General features: G+C 73.9%; 10 protein-coding genes and 3 pseudogenes. 8 read left to right on the top strand and 5 right to left on the bottom strand.

Annotated features, from left to right (window positions below):
- Positions 1 to 32 precede the first annotated feature (32 nt).
- From ACQCO7_RS38270 to ACQCO7_RS38260, 3 genes are all read left to right on the top strand, one after another.
- A complete protein-coding gene (locus ACQCO7_RS38270; protein WP_464076115.1) occupies positions 33 to 626 on the top strand; it encodes an Rv1733c family protein in 594 nt (197 codons plus the stop codon).
- Positions 627 to 745: 119 nt separating this feature from the next.
- Positions 746 to 1,720, top strand: coding sequence for an acetylxylan esterase (locus ACQCO7_RS38265; protein WP_464076114.1), 975 nt, complete (start codon positions 746 to 748; stop codon positions 1,718 to 1,720).
- Between the two features lie 162 nt (positions 1,721 to 1,882).
- A complete protein-coding gene (locus tag ACQCO7_RS38260) occupies positions 1,883 to 3,022 on the top strand; it encodes a serine hydrolase domain-containing protein (protein ID WP_464076113.1) in 1,140 nt (379 codons plus the stop codon).
- Here the strand turns inward: ACQCO7_RS38260 and ACQCO7_RS38255 are convergent.
- Positions 3,007 to 3,735 carry a class I SAM-dependent DNA methyltransferase gene (locus ACQCO7_RS38255; RefSeq protein WP_464076112.1) on the bottom strand — a complete coding sequence of 243 codons (729 nt, stop codon included), beginning with the start codon at positions 3,733 to 3,735 and terminating at the stop codon, positions 3,007 to 3,009. The genes ACQCO7_RS38260 and ACQCO7_RS38255 overlap by 16 nt on opposite strands.
- A 54-nt stretch (positions 3,736 to 3,789) precedes the next feature.
- On the opposite strand from ACQCO7_RS38255, the gene ACQCO7_RS38250 reads away from it, so the two are divergent.
- From ACQCO7_RS38250 to ACQCO7_RS38235, 4 genes and pseudogenes are all read left to right on the top strand, one after another.
- Positions 3,790 to 4,173 carry a nuclear transport factor 2 family protein gene (locus tag ACQCO7_RS38250; RefSeq protein WP_464076111.1) on the top strand — a complete coding sequence of 128 codons (384 nt, stop codon included), beginning with the start codon at positions 3,790 to 3,792 and terminating at the stop codon, positions 4,171 to 4,173.
- Positions 4,174 to 4,184: 11 nt separating this feature from the next.
- Positions 4,185 to 4,367 (top strand): annotated as a pseudogene (locus ACQCO7_RS38245) (hypothetical protein); the annotation flags it as partial.
- 259 nt (positions 4,368 to 4,626) lie between these two features.
- Positions 4,627 to 5,766 carry a transcription termination factor Rho gene (gene rho, locus ACQCO7_RS38240; protein ID WP_464076110.1) on the top strand — a complete coding sequence of 380 codons (1,140 nt, stop codon included), beginning with the start codon at positions 4,627 to 4,629 and terminating at the stop codon, positions 5,764 to 5,766.
- Between the two features lie 134 nt (positions 5,767 to 5,900).
- Positions 5,901 to 6,755 (top strand): annotated as a pseudogene (locus ACQCO7_RS38235) (D-alanyl-D-alanine carboxypeptidase family protein); the annotation flags it as partial.
- Positions 6,756 to 6,838: 83 nt separating this feature from the next.
- Here the strand turns inward: ACQCO7_RS38235 and ACQCO7_RS38230 are convergent.
- The 3 genes and pseudogenes from ACQCO7_RS38230 to ACQCO7_RS38220 form a co-directional block, all read right to left on the bottom strand.
- Positions 6,839 to 8,176, bottom strand: a complete 1,338-nt coding sequence (locus ACQCO7_RS38230; protein ID WP_464076109.1) for a glycosyltransferase 87 family protein — start codon at positions 8,174 to 8,176, stop codon at positions 6,839 to 6,841.
- Between the two features lie 20 nt (positions 8,177 to 8,196).
- Positions 8,197 to 9,651, bottom strand: a pseudogene (gene mptB, locus ACQCO7_RS38225) (polyprenol phosphomannose-dependent alpha 1,6 mannosyltransferase MptB); the annotation flags it as partial.
- 108 nt (positions 9,652 to 9,759) lie between these two features.
- On the bottom strand, positions 9,760 to 11,079 hold the full coding sequence (locus tag ACQCO7_RS38220; protein WP_464076108.1) for a hypothetical protein: 1,320 nt from the start codon (positions 11,077 to 11,079) through the stop codon (positions 9,760 to 9,762).
- A gap of 111 nt (positions 11,080 to 11,190) precedes the next feature.
- Here ACQCO7_RS38220 and ACQCO7_RS38215 point away from each other — a divergent pair, with 111 nt between their 5' ends.
- Positions 11,191 to 12,273 carry a hypothetical protein gene (locus ACQCO7_RS38215; protein ID WP_464076107.1) on the top strand — a complete coding sequence of 361 codons (1,083 nt, stop codon included), beginning with the start codon at positions 11,191 to 11,193 and terminating at the stop codon, positions 12,271 to 12,273.
- On the opposite strand, the gene ACQCO7_RS38210 is transcribed toward ACQCO7_RS38215, so the two are convergent.
- Complete coding sequence (locus ACQCO7_RS38210; RefSeq protein WP_464076106.1) at positions 12,270 to 13,838, bottom strand: alpha/beta hydrolase; 1,569 nt, start codon at positions 13,836 to 13,838, stop codon at positions 12,270 to 12,272. The two genes, ACQCO7_RS38215 and ACQCO7_RS38210, sit on opposite strands and share 4 nt — an antisense overlap.
- Positions 13,839 to 13,908: the final 70 nt, after the last annotated feature.

Below are 13,908 nucleotides of genomic sequence, written 5' to 3'. Positions count from 1 at the left end.
GGAAGACCCCCCGAACTGGGTACGAGAAAGGTATGGGCGCTCGTACACGGACCCGGGTGCGCGGCTGGCGGTGGCGGAGCAATGCGCTGCGCCGTCCGTCGGACGTCGTCGAGGGGTGGACGGTGCTCGCGCTGGCGGTCCTGCTGCTGGTCGCGGCGCCGCTGGTGGGGGTGCTGGCGGGGATGTGGGCGCAGCGGGAGGGACAGACGGTCGCCGACCGGCTGCGGGCCGAGCGCCACGAGGTGCGGGCCGAGGTCGTCGGCCGTATCCCCGAGACCCCGGCGTCGGTGGGCGGGCGCGACCAGTCGTACCGGGTGACGGTCCGCTGGACCCCGCCGGGCGGGCAGCCCCGTACGACGACGGCACCCGTCGACGCCGGTACCCGCACCGGCGACAGGGTCGACGTATGGCTCGACGCCCGGGGCCGGGGGGTGCGCCCGCCGCCCAGCTCGGCGATGGTGTGGCAGCAGTCCCTCTCGGTCGCGTTCTGCGCGGGCGGCGCCACGGCCGGGACGGTCGTCGTCGGGTACGCCGCCTTCCGCCGCACGGCGCTGCGGCACCGCCTGGCGGAGTGGGAGCGCGACTGGGCCCTGACGGAACCCCGCTGGACCCGCCGCCGCGCCTGAGAGCCTGTGTCGCACCCCCACATGACCTGCGGGAACCGAAAACTTTCGGCCTCTGGTGGCCCTCCCGCACGCCACGTACGGTGAGATCGTCCGGCCACTTCCCCGAAGGCGGTTTCCCGATGCCCCTGTTCGACCTGTCCCCCGAAGAACTCCAGGAGTACCGCAGCGAGTCGGTGGCCCCGGAGGACTTCGACGCGTTCTGGACGAAGACCCTCCAGGAAGCGCGGGAGCACGACCTGGACGCCCGTTTCGAGCCGGTCGACACGGGCCTGACGACGGTCGACGTGTACGACGTGACGTTCGCGGGCTACGGCGGCCACCCGGTGAAGGCGTGGTTCACCGTCCCCGCCGGCGCGACCGGCCCCCTGCCGCTGGTCGTGGAGTTCGTGGGCTACGGCGGCGGCCGGGGCCTCCCCCACGAGCACCTCCTGTGGGCGTCGACGGGCCGCGCCCACCTGATCATGGACACCCGGGGCCAGGGCAGCGCCTGGGGCGGCGGTGGCGGTACGGCGGACCCGGTGGGCGCCGCGCCCGCGTACCCGGGGTTCATGACGCGCGGGATCGACGCACCGGAGAACTACTACTACCGGCGCGTGTTCACGGACGGCGTGCGCGCGGTGGAGGCGGCCCGCGCGCACCCGCTGGCCGACGCGTCCCGCACGGTGGTCCTCGGCGGCAGCCAGGGCGGCGGCATCAGCATCGCGGTCGCGGGCCTGGTACCGGACCTCGCGGGCGCCGCCCCGGACGTACCGTTCCTGTGCGACTTCCCGCGCGCCACGATCCTCACGGACCGGCACCCGTACCGCGAGATCGGCCTGTTCCTGAAGACGCACCGGGGCCGCGCGGCCGACGTCCAGCGCACCCTCGCCTACTTCGACGGCGTCCACTTCGCGGCCCGCGCGAATGCGCCCGCCCTGTTCTCGGCGGCCCTGGAGGACCAGACGTGCCCGCCGTCGACGGTCTTCGCCGCGTTCAACGCGTGGGCGCACGACGACAAGCAGATCGAGGTGTACGACTTCAACGACCACGAGGGCGGCGGCCCGTACCAGGAGGAGACCAAGCTCCGCTGGCTGCGCGCACTCACGGCACGCTGAGCGGCTCCGCCCCGTGGGCCACCGGGCCGTCGGCGACGGCGCCCGGCTGGTCTCGTCCTCGGCCTCCTTCCAGCGCGTCTCCCCGGAGCCTCCCCTTCCCCTCCGTCCGACCGGTCGGTACGTTCTGGGTGCCCGGCTTCCCGACCCCCCTGCGGAGGACCCATGACCGAGGTGCACGGCCACTGCGACGACCGGTTCGCCGGAGTGCGCGCGGCGTTCGAGGAGAACTTCCGTGAGCGCGGCGAACTCGGCGCCGCCGTCACCGTGTTCGTGGCCGGGCAACCGGTCGCCGACCTCTGGGGCGGCTGGGCCGACGCCGCCCGCACCCGGCCCTGGGAGCGGGACACCGTCGTCAACGTCTGGTCCACCACCAAGGGCGTCACCTCCCTGTGCGCCCACCTCCTCGCCGACCGCGGCCTCCTCGACCTGGACGCCGAAGTCGCCCACTACTGGCCCGAGTTCGCGGCGAACGGCAAGGAACACGTCCTCGTACGGCATCTGCTGTCCCACCGCTCGGGCCTCTCGGGTCTCCAAGTCCCGCACAGTGTCGCCGAGTTGTACGACTGGGAGCTGACCGTCTCCCGGCTCGCGGCGGCCTCCCCGCTGTGGGAGCCCGGCACCGCCTCCGGGTACCACGCCCTGCTCTTCGGCCACTTGACCGGCGAGGTCATCCGGCGCGTCACCGGCCTTCTCCCCAGCGCCTTCCTGGAACAGGAGATCACCGGCCCGCTCGGCATCGACTTCACGATCGGCCTGCCCGAGAAGGACGCCGACCGCGCCGCCGAACTCGTCGCGCCGCCCGCCCTGACGAGCACCCAACAGGCCGCGATGCTCGCCTCGTTGACGCCGATCGCCGTCGCCGCGCTCGCCAACCCGCCCGTCGGCGCGCCCGCCGCCAACTCCCCCGCCTGGCGCGCCGCCGAGATCCCGGCGGCCGGTGGCCACGGCACCGCGCGGGCCGTCGCCGAGCTGTACGGCCTGCTCGCCGGTGACCGGGGGCTCCTCTCCCCCTCGTCCGTCGAGCGGGTCCGCGAGGGGCAGGGCGCGTGCCGTGACCTGGTCCTCGGGGCGCAGTTCGGGCGGGACACGGAGATCGGGCTCGGGCTGTGGCTGAGCGGGGCGCACGGGTCGTACGGGCCGAACCCGCGGGCGTTCGGGCACGACGGGTTCGGCGGGTCCTGCGGGCTCGCGGACCCGGAGGCGGGGGTGTCGCTGGGGTACGTGATGAACCGGATGGGGTCCCGGATCGCGGACGATCCGCGCAAGTCGGCGTTGGTGGAGGCGGTTTACGCGGCCTTGTGAGGGGCCGTCCGCTCCGGTCTGCGGCCGACGACCAGCCGCGCCCTCGGGCTCCCGTCGCCCCTCGTCCCGAACTCCGGCAGCGCGCGCAGGCTCACCGCGAACCCCGCGTGCTCCAACTCCCGTCGTACGTCGGCGAGTCGGAAGGTCCGGTAGTACATCACGAACGGGGGACGCCACAGGGCGTTGCGGACCCGCATGACGCCGTCGAAGCCAAGGAGCGCCCAGTACGCGGGAGTCGACGCCTTGGGCGGGGCGCCGACGGGGAACGCGAACGTTCCGCCGGGCCGCAGCGCGGTGTGCACCTGGCGGAACAGGCCCGGCAGCTCCCCGGGCAGGAAATGCCCGAACGCCCCGAAACTGACGACGAGATCGAACGCGGCGGTGAACGGCAGCGCCCTCGCGTCGGCCCGTACGAGCCGGGCGCCCTGTTCCTTCGCCCACTCCAGCATCCCCGCGCTGAAGTCGACGCCGGTCACGCTCCCGCACACCTCGCCGAGCACCCCGAGCCCGGCGCCCGTCCCGCAGCACAGGTCGAGGCCGTCGCCGTACGGGCCCATCCCCTTCAGCGCCTCGACGGTCGCGTCGAGCACGGAGTCGGGCGTACGGAACGGGGTGTGGTCGAACTTCGGCGCGAGCAGGTCGTAGCCGTGCTCGACGGACGACAGCGCCTGGACGGCGAGTTCACGCAGACTGGGGCCTTCGGGACTGAACATCCGGGTCAGCGTAGCTATCCTGGCGGTCCTTGTCCTGACCTGAGGGGGATACCCGTGCGCGCGTTTCGTGAGGCAGTCGAGTCCGGCGACATGGAGGCCGCCGTCGCGCTGCTGTCCGAGGACGTCGTCTTCACCAGCCCGGTCGTCCACAAGCCCTACCGGGGCAAGCCCATCACCGCCGCGATCCTCCGCGCCGTGGCCCAGGTCTTCCAAGACCTCCACTACCAGCGCGAGTTGACCGACGGCCCCGACCACGCCCTCATCTTCACGGCCCGTGTCGGCGACCGCGACCTGACCGGCTGCGACTTCATCCACGTCGACGGGACGGGCCGGATCGACGAACTCATGGTGATGGTACGCCCGTTGTCGGCGGCCCAGGCTCTCCAGGCCGCGATGGAGGCCAAGTTCGCGGAGATCGCGGCGGACGCGGCGCGGTAGGCGTACGGACGGGCACACCCGGGACCCGGCTCGTCGTCCCGCGGGGCAACTCCGCGTCGGGGAAGCCGTCCGTCGCGGCGGCGGTCCGGGAGCGGTTCGGGCGGCTCGTCGCGGACCGCCGGGGGACGACGCGCCGCTCCTACCTCGCCGTGCCGTTCGAGGAGAAGCTCGTGCGGCACGCGGCGAAGCCCGAGAGGGTGGGGGCCGGGGAGGCCCGGGAATAGCGGGGGAAGGTTCGGGGTTGACAGACCCGGGTACTTCCGGTGTTATATTGCGGAGAGCACTTGTGTACGTCCCGTCGTGGACGCCGGTGCGAATTCCCTTCTTCTCCACCCTGTGAAAGCCGGGGTGTCTCAGCCGCCGGGAGCGCGTGTCGCCTCCCTAATTCTTCGCGGCGTTCTCCTTCCCCACCGCATGCCACATGCCCGTCCGTCCGCGAAAGGACCGACCCCCATGACCACCACTCTCGAACACCCCCCGACCCAGCAGCAGCCCCCGACCCGGCTCGTGGCCGGCGTCCTCGACGTCGACGGCGGCGGGAAGGGCCACCTGCGCGGCCCCGGCCTGCTGGCCGAACCGGACGATCCGCAGGTCCCGGCCGCGCTGATCCGCCGTCACGGCCTGCGCCGCGGCGACCTCGTGGAGGGCCTGCGCGACCGGCGCGGCCTGACCGAGGTCACCTCGGTGGAGGGCCGTACGCCCGAAGTGGCGCCCCGGCGCCGCACGTTCGCCGAGCTGACGCCTCTGCACCCGTACGAGCGGCTGCGCCTGGAACACCCCGCCTCGGGGCTCGCCGGCCGGGTCACCGACCTGTTCGCCCCCGTCGGCAAGGGCCAGCGCGGCCTGCTCGTCGCCCCGCCGAAGACCGGCAAGACGGTCCTGCTCCAGCAGCTCGCGGCGGCCGTCGCCGGCAACCACCCGGACGCCCGCCTGATGGTCCTCCTGCTCGACGAGCGCCCCGAGGAGGTCACCGACATGCGCCGCTCGGTGCGCGGCGAGGTGTACGCCTCGACGTTCGACCGGGCGGCCCGCCAGCACACGGCGCTCGCCGAGCTGGTCGTCGAACGCGCGAAGCGGCTCGTCGAGGCCGGCGAGGACGTCGTGATCCTCCTCGACTCCCTGACCCGCCTGTGCCGCGCCCACAACAACGCGGCCCCCGGCAACGGCCGTACCCTCAGCGGCGGCGTCGACGCCGCCGCCCTGCTCGGCCCGAAGCGGTTCTTCGGCGCCGCGCGCGCCCTGGAGGAGGGCGGCTCCCTGACGATCCTGGCGACCGCGCTGGTCGAGACGGGGTCGCGGGCGGACGACTACTACTTCGAGGAGCTGAAGGGCACCGGCAACATGGAGCTGCGCCTCGACCGCGAATCCGCGTCCCGGCGTCTGTTCCCCGCCGTCGACCTGTACGCCTCCGGCACCCGCCGCGAGGAACTCCTCCTGACCCCGGCCGAGTTGACGGCAACGCGCGGCCTGCGCCGGGCACTGGCCTCCCGGGACACCAGCACGGGCCTGGAGACCCTGCTGGAGCGGATGCGCAAGACACCGGACAACGCGACGTTCCTGCGGCAGGTACAGCCGACGCTGCCGGGTGAGTAGGGGTGGCGCTCTGCGTCGTGCGGCACACCCCCGGCGTCCGGCCCCCGCCCGCGCGTACGGCATCCGAGTGCTCGCCGCCCCCCGATCGGCACGGGCAGCACGCCGATCCGCATGATCGTTTCTACGTTGACCGTATGACGATCGGATTTTCCTCCCGGGCCGCCGTGTCGGCCTGCGCGCTGTGTGCCGTGGTGTCCCTGGCGGCGGGACCGCTGGCGTTCGCGTCGGCCGGACCGGGCGCCCCCGATCCGCACCGGACGTCGTCCCCCGATCGTCCCCGGACGTCCGGCGCCCTCTCCCCCGCTCTCCTGCACCGCCCCGGCCCCCACGTCCGCCCCCGCCCCGGCGCCCCCGCGCTCCCCGGCGTCTCGGCCCTCTCCTGGGTCGTCGCCGACGTGGACAGCGGCGCGGTCCTCGCCGCCTCCGACGCGCACCGCAAGCTGCCCCCGGCGAGCACCCTGAAGACCCTGTTCGCGCTGACCGTCCTGCCGGTCCTCCCCGCCGGCACCCGGCACCGGGTCACCCCCCGGGAGCTGGAGGGCATCGGTGCGGGCAGCAGCATGGTCGGCGTCGCGGAGGGCCGTACGTACACGGTCGCCGACCTGTGGCGCGGCGTGTTCCTGAACTCGGGCAACGACGCCGTGCACGTCCTGGCCTCGCTCAACGGCGGCTGGGAGACGACGGCGACCCGCATGCAGGCCAAGGCACGGGCACTGGGCGCGCTGGACACGCACGTGCTGTCCCCGGACGGGTACGACACGCCGGGCCAGGTGTCGTCGGCGTACGACCTCGCCGTGTTCGGCCGCGCGGGACTGCGCAACGCGGACTTCGCGCGGTACTGCGGGCTCGCGCGGGCCCGGTTCCCCGGGGGCGGCGGCTGGTCGTACGAGATCGAGAACACGAACCGGCTGCTGACCGGGGAGGACGGGGTCGCGGCGTATCCGGGGCTCGTCGGCGTGAAGAACGGTTACACCACCAACGCCGGGAACACGCTGGTCGCCGCGGCCCGCAGGGGTGGCCGGACGCTGGTGGTGACGGTGATGAACCCGCAGGCGGGCGGGGGGTTCGCGGTCTACGAGGAGGCGCGTGACCTGCTCGACTGGGGGTTCGCGGCGGCGGGGCGGGTGGATCCGGTGGGTTCGCTGGACGCGCTGAGGGTGCGGCCTAGGCCGGGTCCCGACGTGCGTCCGGCGGTCGCGGCGGCCGTCCCGGCGGGGGACGACGGGCCCGGCTGGCCGGAGGCGGCGATGGTCGCCGGGGCGGCGGCGCTGGGGGCGGGCGGGGTGTCGTTCGTGCTGCGCGCGGGGAGGCGGCGTTGACCGGTCGGCAGCCACAGGAGGAGGCCGAGGGTGATCCACACGTACATGTTGCTGCCGAGGAACCCGTCGAGGCCGGACGCGTCATGGAACCAGATCCATACAACACTGGTGCACATGACGGCGTACAGAGTTGACGCGATCCGCACATACCCGGATCGGATCAACACGACGAACGACGGAATCAACCAGATCAAGTGATGCACCCAAGTGACAGGACTGACCAGACAAGCGGTCAACCCGGTCAATGCGAACGCCGTTCGCCACTCCCCCGCGCGCCGCACCCGCCACACCCACACGGCGAGCACCACCAGCACGACCAGCGCCCACACGGCCTTGCTCTCCACCCCCAGGCGCGCGAGGACCCCTTGCAGGGACTGGTTGGAGACGTAGTCGAGGCGTCCCACGCGCGTGGTGTCCCACAGGGCGGTCGTCCAGTAGAACCGTGACGCGCCGGGGGCGACCAACCCGGCGAGCCCGGTGGCACCGACGGCGACGGCCGTGGCGACCCCGGCCGCGCGCCATCGGCGGGTCACCAGGAGCAGCCCGATGAACAGCGCGGGCGTGAGTTTGACGGCCGCCGCGAGGCCGATGCCGATGCCGGCCCAGCGTTCGCGGCCGGTCGCGAGGAGGTGGGCGTCGACCAGGACGAGCGCGAGCAGCAGGATGTTGACCTGGCCGAAGCTGATCGTGTCCCGCAGGGGTTCGAAGAGGGCCAGGACGCACAGGGTGAGGCCGACGCCGTACCAGCCGTGCCGCTTCCACTCGCGGCCCGCGAGGAGGCGCAGGACCAGCGCGAGGGCGGCGAGGTTGAGCAGGAGGGCGGCGGCGATCGCCGTGTGCAGGCTCATCAGCGACAGGGGGAGCATCGCGACGGCCGCGAAGGGCGGGTAGGTGAAGCCGTACGGGGTGTCGGGGACGCGGTAGTCGTAGACGCGTCCGCCGTGGTGGACCCAGTGGTCGATGGTCCCCCAGTAGACGCGCAGGTCGAACCAGTCCCGCAGGAGCGGCACGGTCGCGGTGAACGCCGTCACGGCGGCGGCGAGCGCGAGGAACAGGTACAGGCGACCGCGGTCGGTCTCGGGGAGTCTCATGGTCCTCGGGGTTCGTGGGGTCATGCCGTACGGCCGTGCTGGAGGCCGGTGGCGCGGGTGGCGAGGCGGGCCTGCCACAGGACGACGACGGCGAGGGCGCCGCCGGAGACGGCCAGCAGGACCTGTCCGGCGTCGGCGGGTCCTCCGTCGGGCAGGACGGCGAGGGCGAGCACCCCGGCCACGGCGACGGCGGTACGGTGCCGTACCGACGTGTCGGGTGCGGCGGCGGCGATCAGGAAGAGGCCCCACAGCGCGTACCAGGGGCGGATCGCGGGGCCGAAGGCGGCGACGGCGGCGAGGCTGAGGCCGAGCGCGTACACCGGGCGCGGGCGCAGGCGCCACCAGATGGCCGCGACGAGCCCCGCCGTGATCGCGAGGCCCAGGGCGTGCCAGACGGGCACGGCGAGCGGCGCGAGGTCGCTCCCGGCGCGTTCGAGGAGGGCGCCGGTGGCGCGGCCGAGGAGGCTCGTGAGGGCCCAGTTCTGGGGGGACACGGGGGTGCTGAGGGCCCGGATCCAGCCGTATCCGGTGCCGGTGGCGGCGGTGACGGCGACGGTTGTCACGGCGGCCGGGGCGAGGGCCGTCGCGCACGCGCGCAGAGCGCCGTACTGGCCGGACCGGCCGTGCTCTCTGTAGTGGAGCAGCACGATCACCGCGAGGCCGAGCGCCGCCGGCGCCTTGACGAGGGCCGCGAGGGTGACCAGGACGGCGCCGAGGGTGAAGCGTCCGCCGAGGGCGGCGACCAGGCCGATGCCGAGCAGGCCCAGCATGATCGCGTCGTTGTGGGCGCCCGCGACGAGGTGCAGCAGCACCAGCGGGTTCAGCACCCCCAGCCAGAGCGCGCGCGCCGGGTCGGCGCCGCAGTGCCGGGCGAGGCGGGGCAGCGCGGCGGCCATCAGCGCGACGCCGAGGAGGGCCACGCACCGCATCCCGTACAGCCCGGCGGGCAGCTCCCCGCGCGTGAGGCCCGCGAGGACCCCGGCGAGGCCCATGAAGGCCGGTCCGTACGGCGCCCCGGTGTGCTGCCACAGGGGCGCGACCTCGTCGGCGAGCGGCCCGCCGAGGCTGGCGGGGCCGTAGGAGTAGACGTCGATGTGGGCGTCGACCATCGCGCCTTGCGCGAGGTAGCTGTAGACGTCCCGGCTGAACAGGGGCGGCGCGACGATCAGGGGGGCCGCCCAGACGGCGAGGACGAGGACCAGCGCGCGCGGGGAGGGCGGTTCGTCGCCGCGCACCCTGCGGCCCAGGAGCACCCAGGCGGCGGTCAGCAGCACCAGCCCGAAGTAGACGCCGACCAGGCCGAGCACGGCGTGCGGGGAGGAGGGCGCGAGCAGCTCGCGCGCGGGCAGGGCGCCGGCACTCTCGCCGCCGAGCGCCAGGCAGGAGGTACCGGCCAGGCCGAGCACCTGGCAGCGGCGGAGAGCGACGGGGAAAGCCTTGGCCAGCACTCTGCCAGCGTGGCGACGCCGGGTGGCCGGTGGGCGACGTTCCGCCTTCGGGGCGGTGGTCTGTGCATGACCGGAGCGTGATCGCGGCGCGGAGAGCCGTACGGGAGCCGGGAGTTCACCCCGGGTTCATGGGAGTCAGGCGAACCGGGTGCTCGGTACGGGGCCCGTGCTCCGTACCCGCGCGCGGTCGCCCGTGAGCCAGGTCCCGCGTACGGCCGCCACGAACTCCGTGAACCGCTCCTGCGGGTCGTCCGGGGTCGTGCCGTCGCCCTCGTCGGGCGTGGGATCGGCCGCGACGATCTCCGCGGCGAGTTCGGTCTCCGCGCGCGGGTCGGGGCCGCCGCGCTCGACCTCGCCGTCCTCGCCCACGCGCAGGGCGTCGCCCCAGGGCGCGACGACCGACTGGTGCAGCAGGGTCACGCTGTCCGGGGTGACGGCGGGCGGGTCGGTCCAGCAGCTCGCGTGCTCGTGGAGGACCTGTCCCGGCGTCCGGCCGAACAGCTCGCCCAGGATCTCGGGGCCCCGCTCGGCCTCGGCGGTCTCGTTGAGGTCGTACGCGATCACGACGGTGTCCTCGCGTCCCGCCTCGAACGGCACCGCGGGCAGCCCCAGCACCTGCGCCGCCGCGAGCCCCAGGACGCGGCTCGACCGGTCCGGGAGCAGCGACACGGACGCCGGGCGCACCTGGGCCGCCTCCAGCGCCGCCCGGAGCCGCAGCAGGCCGCGCAGGCACTGGTCGTACGTGTCCTGGAGCCAGGCGTAGCGCCCGTTCATGCCCGCGTCGTAGCCGTACGGCGAGAGCGTGCCGAGGACGATCCCGCCCATCACGTACTGCCAGCCGCGCAGGTCGCCGCGGTCCAGCGGGCTCACCGCCCCGGCGGCGTCGGCGCGCTTGAGGACTCCGCGCTGGCGCGCCTGCGCGGAGGTCCACATGTCGTCCTCGGGGTCGCCGAGGAGCGCGTGCTGACGCCGGGCCAGGGGCAGGTCGCCCGCGAGGACGGCGTTGAACACGAGGAGGTAGCGGTCGGGCCAGTCGTCCAGCTCCGTCTCGTGCGCGAGCAGGACGTCCGCCGCCTCTCGGTGGCGCGAGCGGTCCTCGTAGGCGGCGACCAGCTCGCGCAGCAGGGGCTTCGCGCCGGGTGCCAGCCGCAGCGCCTCGCGCAGCGCGGGGATCGCCAGGTCGGCGACGCCGCGCTCGATGCACACGTACCCGAAGTCGTAGAGCGCGCGCGGCTGTCCGGGACCGGCGACGACCGCCTTCGCGGCCTCGCGCAGATCGTCGAACCCGGCCGTCTCGGCCGCCCGCCCGGCGACCAGGGCGACCTCGGCGAGCGGCGCGCTCCCGGCGGCGGCCCGCAGGAGCCTCAGCGCGCCGGGGACGTCGCCCTGGTCCAGGCATTCCCATGCCTTCAGGGTGTCGGGGGACTTGGGGCGGCGCGGCTTGCGGGAGAACATGCGTGCGATTCTCCCCGAGGGCGGCGGGGGTCCTCAACCGGATTTCCGGCGGGCTGTGACCGATGGCGCGGTTTCTCCCTCTTCCCCTGTGACCGATCTACTGGGGGAACGATGAAGTGGTCCAGGACCGTGGCCGCAGCGGCTGCCGGCCTCGTCCTGTGCGGGTGCACCGGCACGGGCGGCAGCGCGACGCCGAAGGCTGCCCCGCCCTCGCGTACGGCGGCCAAGCCCACGCCTCCCGCGCCCTCGCCGTCTCCCGCGCCCTCGCTGATCCTCAACGGCCAGACCGACGCCCGCCCCGGGGAGCGCGTCCACATGATGCTCTACGGCGTCACCCGCGCGCGGGGCGGCGACGCGGTGACCGCGCGGTCGGCCGCGTTGGCCGAGCCGGTGCGTCTGAGCTGGGAGGACGACCACTACTGGGCCGTGGCGACCCTCAAGATGACGGACCAGCCCGGCTCGTACCCCCTGACGGTGGCGGTCCACGGCCGCGACGTGGCCCACGACACGGTCAAGGTCGTCGCCTCCCAGCGGCCCTCCTTCACCCTCTCCGCGTCCCAGGAGGCGACCCGCCCCGGCGAACCCGTGTGGCTGGGCTTCGACGACCTGTACCCGGGCGAGCGGGGCACCGGCTTCACCGTACGGTCCGCCGCCCTTCCCGCGCCCGCGCGCCTGGTCCACGACGACGACACCGACTTCTACAACCCGCGCGCGTTCTCGGCGCGTCCGGAGCTCAGGACCCGCCTGGCGGACGGCACGTACACCTTCACCCTGTACGGCGCGGACGGCCGCCGTATCGCCGAGAAGCGGCTGACGGTCCGTGCGTCCCGGCCGGGCGACCGCGACTACCGGGGGAAGCCGTCCGGCCCCGAGTTCTTCGACCCGGGGGCGGGCTACTCCGGCGGCGCCCCCAGCACGTTCCGGGCCGTCGCCGGAGGGCAGGTCGCCGTCATGTGGCACGACGTGTACCCGGACCCGGGCGAGGAGACGCGGCTGACCGCCACCTCCCCGGCGTTCACCGGGACGGTCCGGCTGCGGCACGACGACAGCAAGGGCGCCGACGGGGACGACCCGCGCTTCCTCGGCACCGCCACCGTCCGGCCCTCTCTCGCGCCCGGCCGCTATCCGGTGACGGTCGTCGCGCATCACGGCCGGGTGAAGAGGACGGCGTACCTGACGGTGACGGCGCGTTAGGGGCGCGCGGGTGCGGCGGCGCAGGTCATGTCGTGCGCCGGGACCTTCCCGTCGAGCAGGTAGGCGTCGACGACCGCGTCCACGCACGCGTTGCCGTTCCGGTACTGGCCGTGGTCACCGGCGCCGGTGACCGTGACCAGCCGCGAGCCCTTCAGCGCGCGGTGCGCCCGCAGCGCGCCTTCGTAGTACGTCGCCGGGTCGTGCACGGAGTTGAGCATCAGGGTCGGCGGCAGGCCCTCGCCGGTGACCTTGACGTGCGGGGCGTCCGCCTGCGGCCAGAACGCGCAGACCGTCGCGTACGCGAGTTCCCGCGCGCCCACCAGGGGGTGCTTGCGTGTGTCCGCCGCGCTCTGCCGCAGCCAGTGGCCGAGGTCGCGGTTCCACGGCGTGTCGTTGCAGGTGACCGGGAAGTAGGTGGCGGCGAAGCCGGGCGAGAGGTAGTTCGCGAAGGTGCTTCCGGCCGTCTGCCGCTCGGCCGCCGTCGCCGTGTCCCAGTGCTCCAGGGAGGCCAGCACGGACGCCAGGGACGGCCACAGGCCCGCGTTGTACATGCCCTGGATCGTGGCGTTGTCGAGCTGGTTGGGCCCGACCGTCACCGCGCCGGCGGTCAGGGGGCGGTCGTGCAGCGCGGCCCGGCGCGCCTCCCAGGTGGCCTTCGCCTCGGCCGCCGTACGCCCGTAGTGGTAGACCGCGTCGTGCTGCGCGAGCCAGGGCAGGAAGTCCTGCTCGAAGCGGCGCTGGAAGCTCATCGGCTGCCCCAGCTCGGCCTGTTCCCAGGTCCCGTCGAAGGCCAGGTTGCTGTCCAGGACGGCGCGTTCGACGTGCTGCGGGTACTCGGTCGCGTAGTACGCGCCCAGCCAGGTGGCGTACGAGGGGCCGTAGTACGAGATCTTCTGTACGCCGAGCAGGGTGCGCAGCAGGTCGATGTCGTGGACAGCTTGATCGGTGGTCAAGTACTTGACGAGATCACCGCTGCGATCAAGACAACTCTTGACGAATTGACGGGAACGGTTGATCACGCCCTGGAGGGCGGCGGGCGTGCGGTCGCGGAAGTCGCCGGCGTAGAAGTCCTGGAACTCGGCGTCCGTCTGGCAGGTGGCGTGCGTGCTGCTGCCGACGCCGCGCTGGTCGAAGCCGACGACGTCGTACGCGGCGCCGACCGCCGGTGACGCCTTCACGAACCCTGCGGGGCGGTTCAGGCCCGACGCGCCGGGTCCGCCGGCGGCCATGACCAGTACTCCGCGTCGTTGCGCGGGGTCGGGTGCGCGGTGGCGGGACACCTCGACGGTGAGGTCGGCGCCGGTGCCCGGGTGGTGCCAGTCGCGGGGGACGGTCATCGGGGCGCACTCCAGGGTCGGGGTGCCGGGGCAGGGCTGCCAGTCGAGGCGCTGGGCGGTGTAGCGGGGCGGGATCGGCGCCTGTGGGGCGGCTTGTGCCGTGGTCAGGCATGTTGCCGCCAGCGCTACGGCCGCGGCCACGGCTCCGGAGACAGCGGCTCCCCTGCGGACGCCTGATGGTGACGGCACGACTGCCGTGAACGCCGAGAACGCCGAAAATCTGGACATCGAATCCCCTCACTGCCGCGCGAGGCCGCGCGGCGTCTGAGTCGATGTTCAGGTTCGGCACCGTGCTGAA

The sequence above is a fragment of the Streptomyces saintjeani genome (genome assembly GCF_055409605.1).
The sequence above is the reverse complement of the archived record's forward strand: the minus strand, read 5'-3'. Positions and strand labels throughout refer to the sequence as shown.

Coding starts and splice junctions, on each gene's coding strand:
- ACQCO7_RS38210 (WP_464076106.1), bottom strand. CDS start 13,838: ATGTCCAGATTTTCGGCGTTCTCGGCGTTCACGGCAGTCGTGCCGTCA.
- ACQCO7_RS38255 (WP_464076112.1), bottom strand. CDS start 3,735: ATGTTCAGTCCCGAAGGCCCCAGTCTGCGTGAACTCGCCGTCCAGGCG.
- ACQCO7_RS38260 (WP_464076113.1), top strand. CDS start 1,883: ATGACCGAGGTGCACGGCCACTGCGACGACCGGTTCGCCGGAGTGCGC.
- ACQCO7_RS38220 (WP_464076108.1), bottom strand. CDS start 11,079: ATGTTCTCCCGCAAGCCGCGCCGCCCCAAGTCCCCCGACACCCTGAAG.
- ACQCO7_RS38230 (WP_464076109.1), bottom strand. CDS start 8,176: ATGAGACTCCCCGAGACCGACCGCGGTCGCCTGTACCTGTTCCTCGCG.
- rho (WP_464076110.1), top strand. CDS start 4,627: ATGACCACCACTCTCGAACACCCCCCGACCCAGCAGCAGCCCCCGACC.
- ACQCO7_RS38265 (WP_464076114.1), top strand. CDS start 746: ATGCCCCTGTTCGACCTGTCCCCCGAAGAACTCCAGGAGTACCGCAGC.
- ACQCO7_RS38215 (WP_464076107.1), top strand. CDS start 11,191: ATGAAGTGGTCCAGGACCGTGGCCGCAGCGGCTGCCGGCCTCGTCCTG.
- ACQCO7_RS38270 (WP_464076115.1), top strand. CDS start 33: ATGGGCGCTCGTACACGGACCCGGGTGCGCGGCTGGCGGTGGCGGAGC.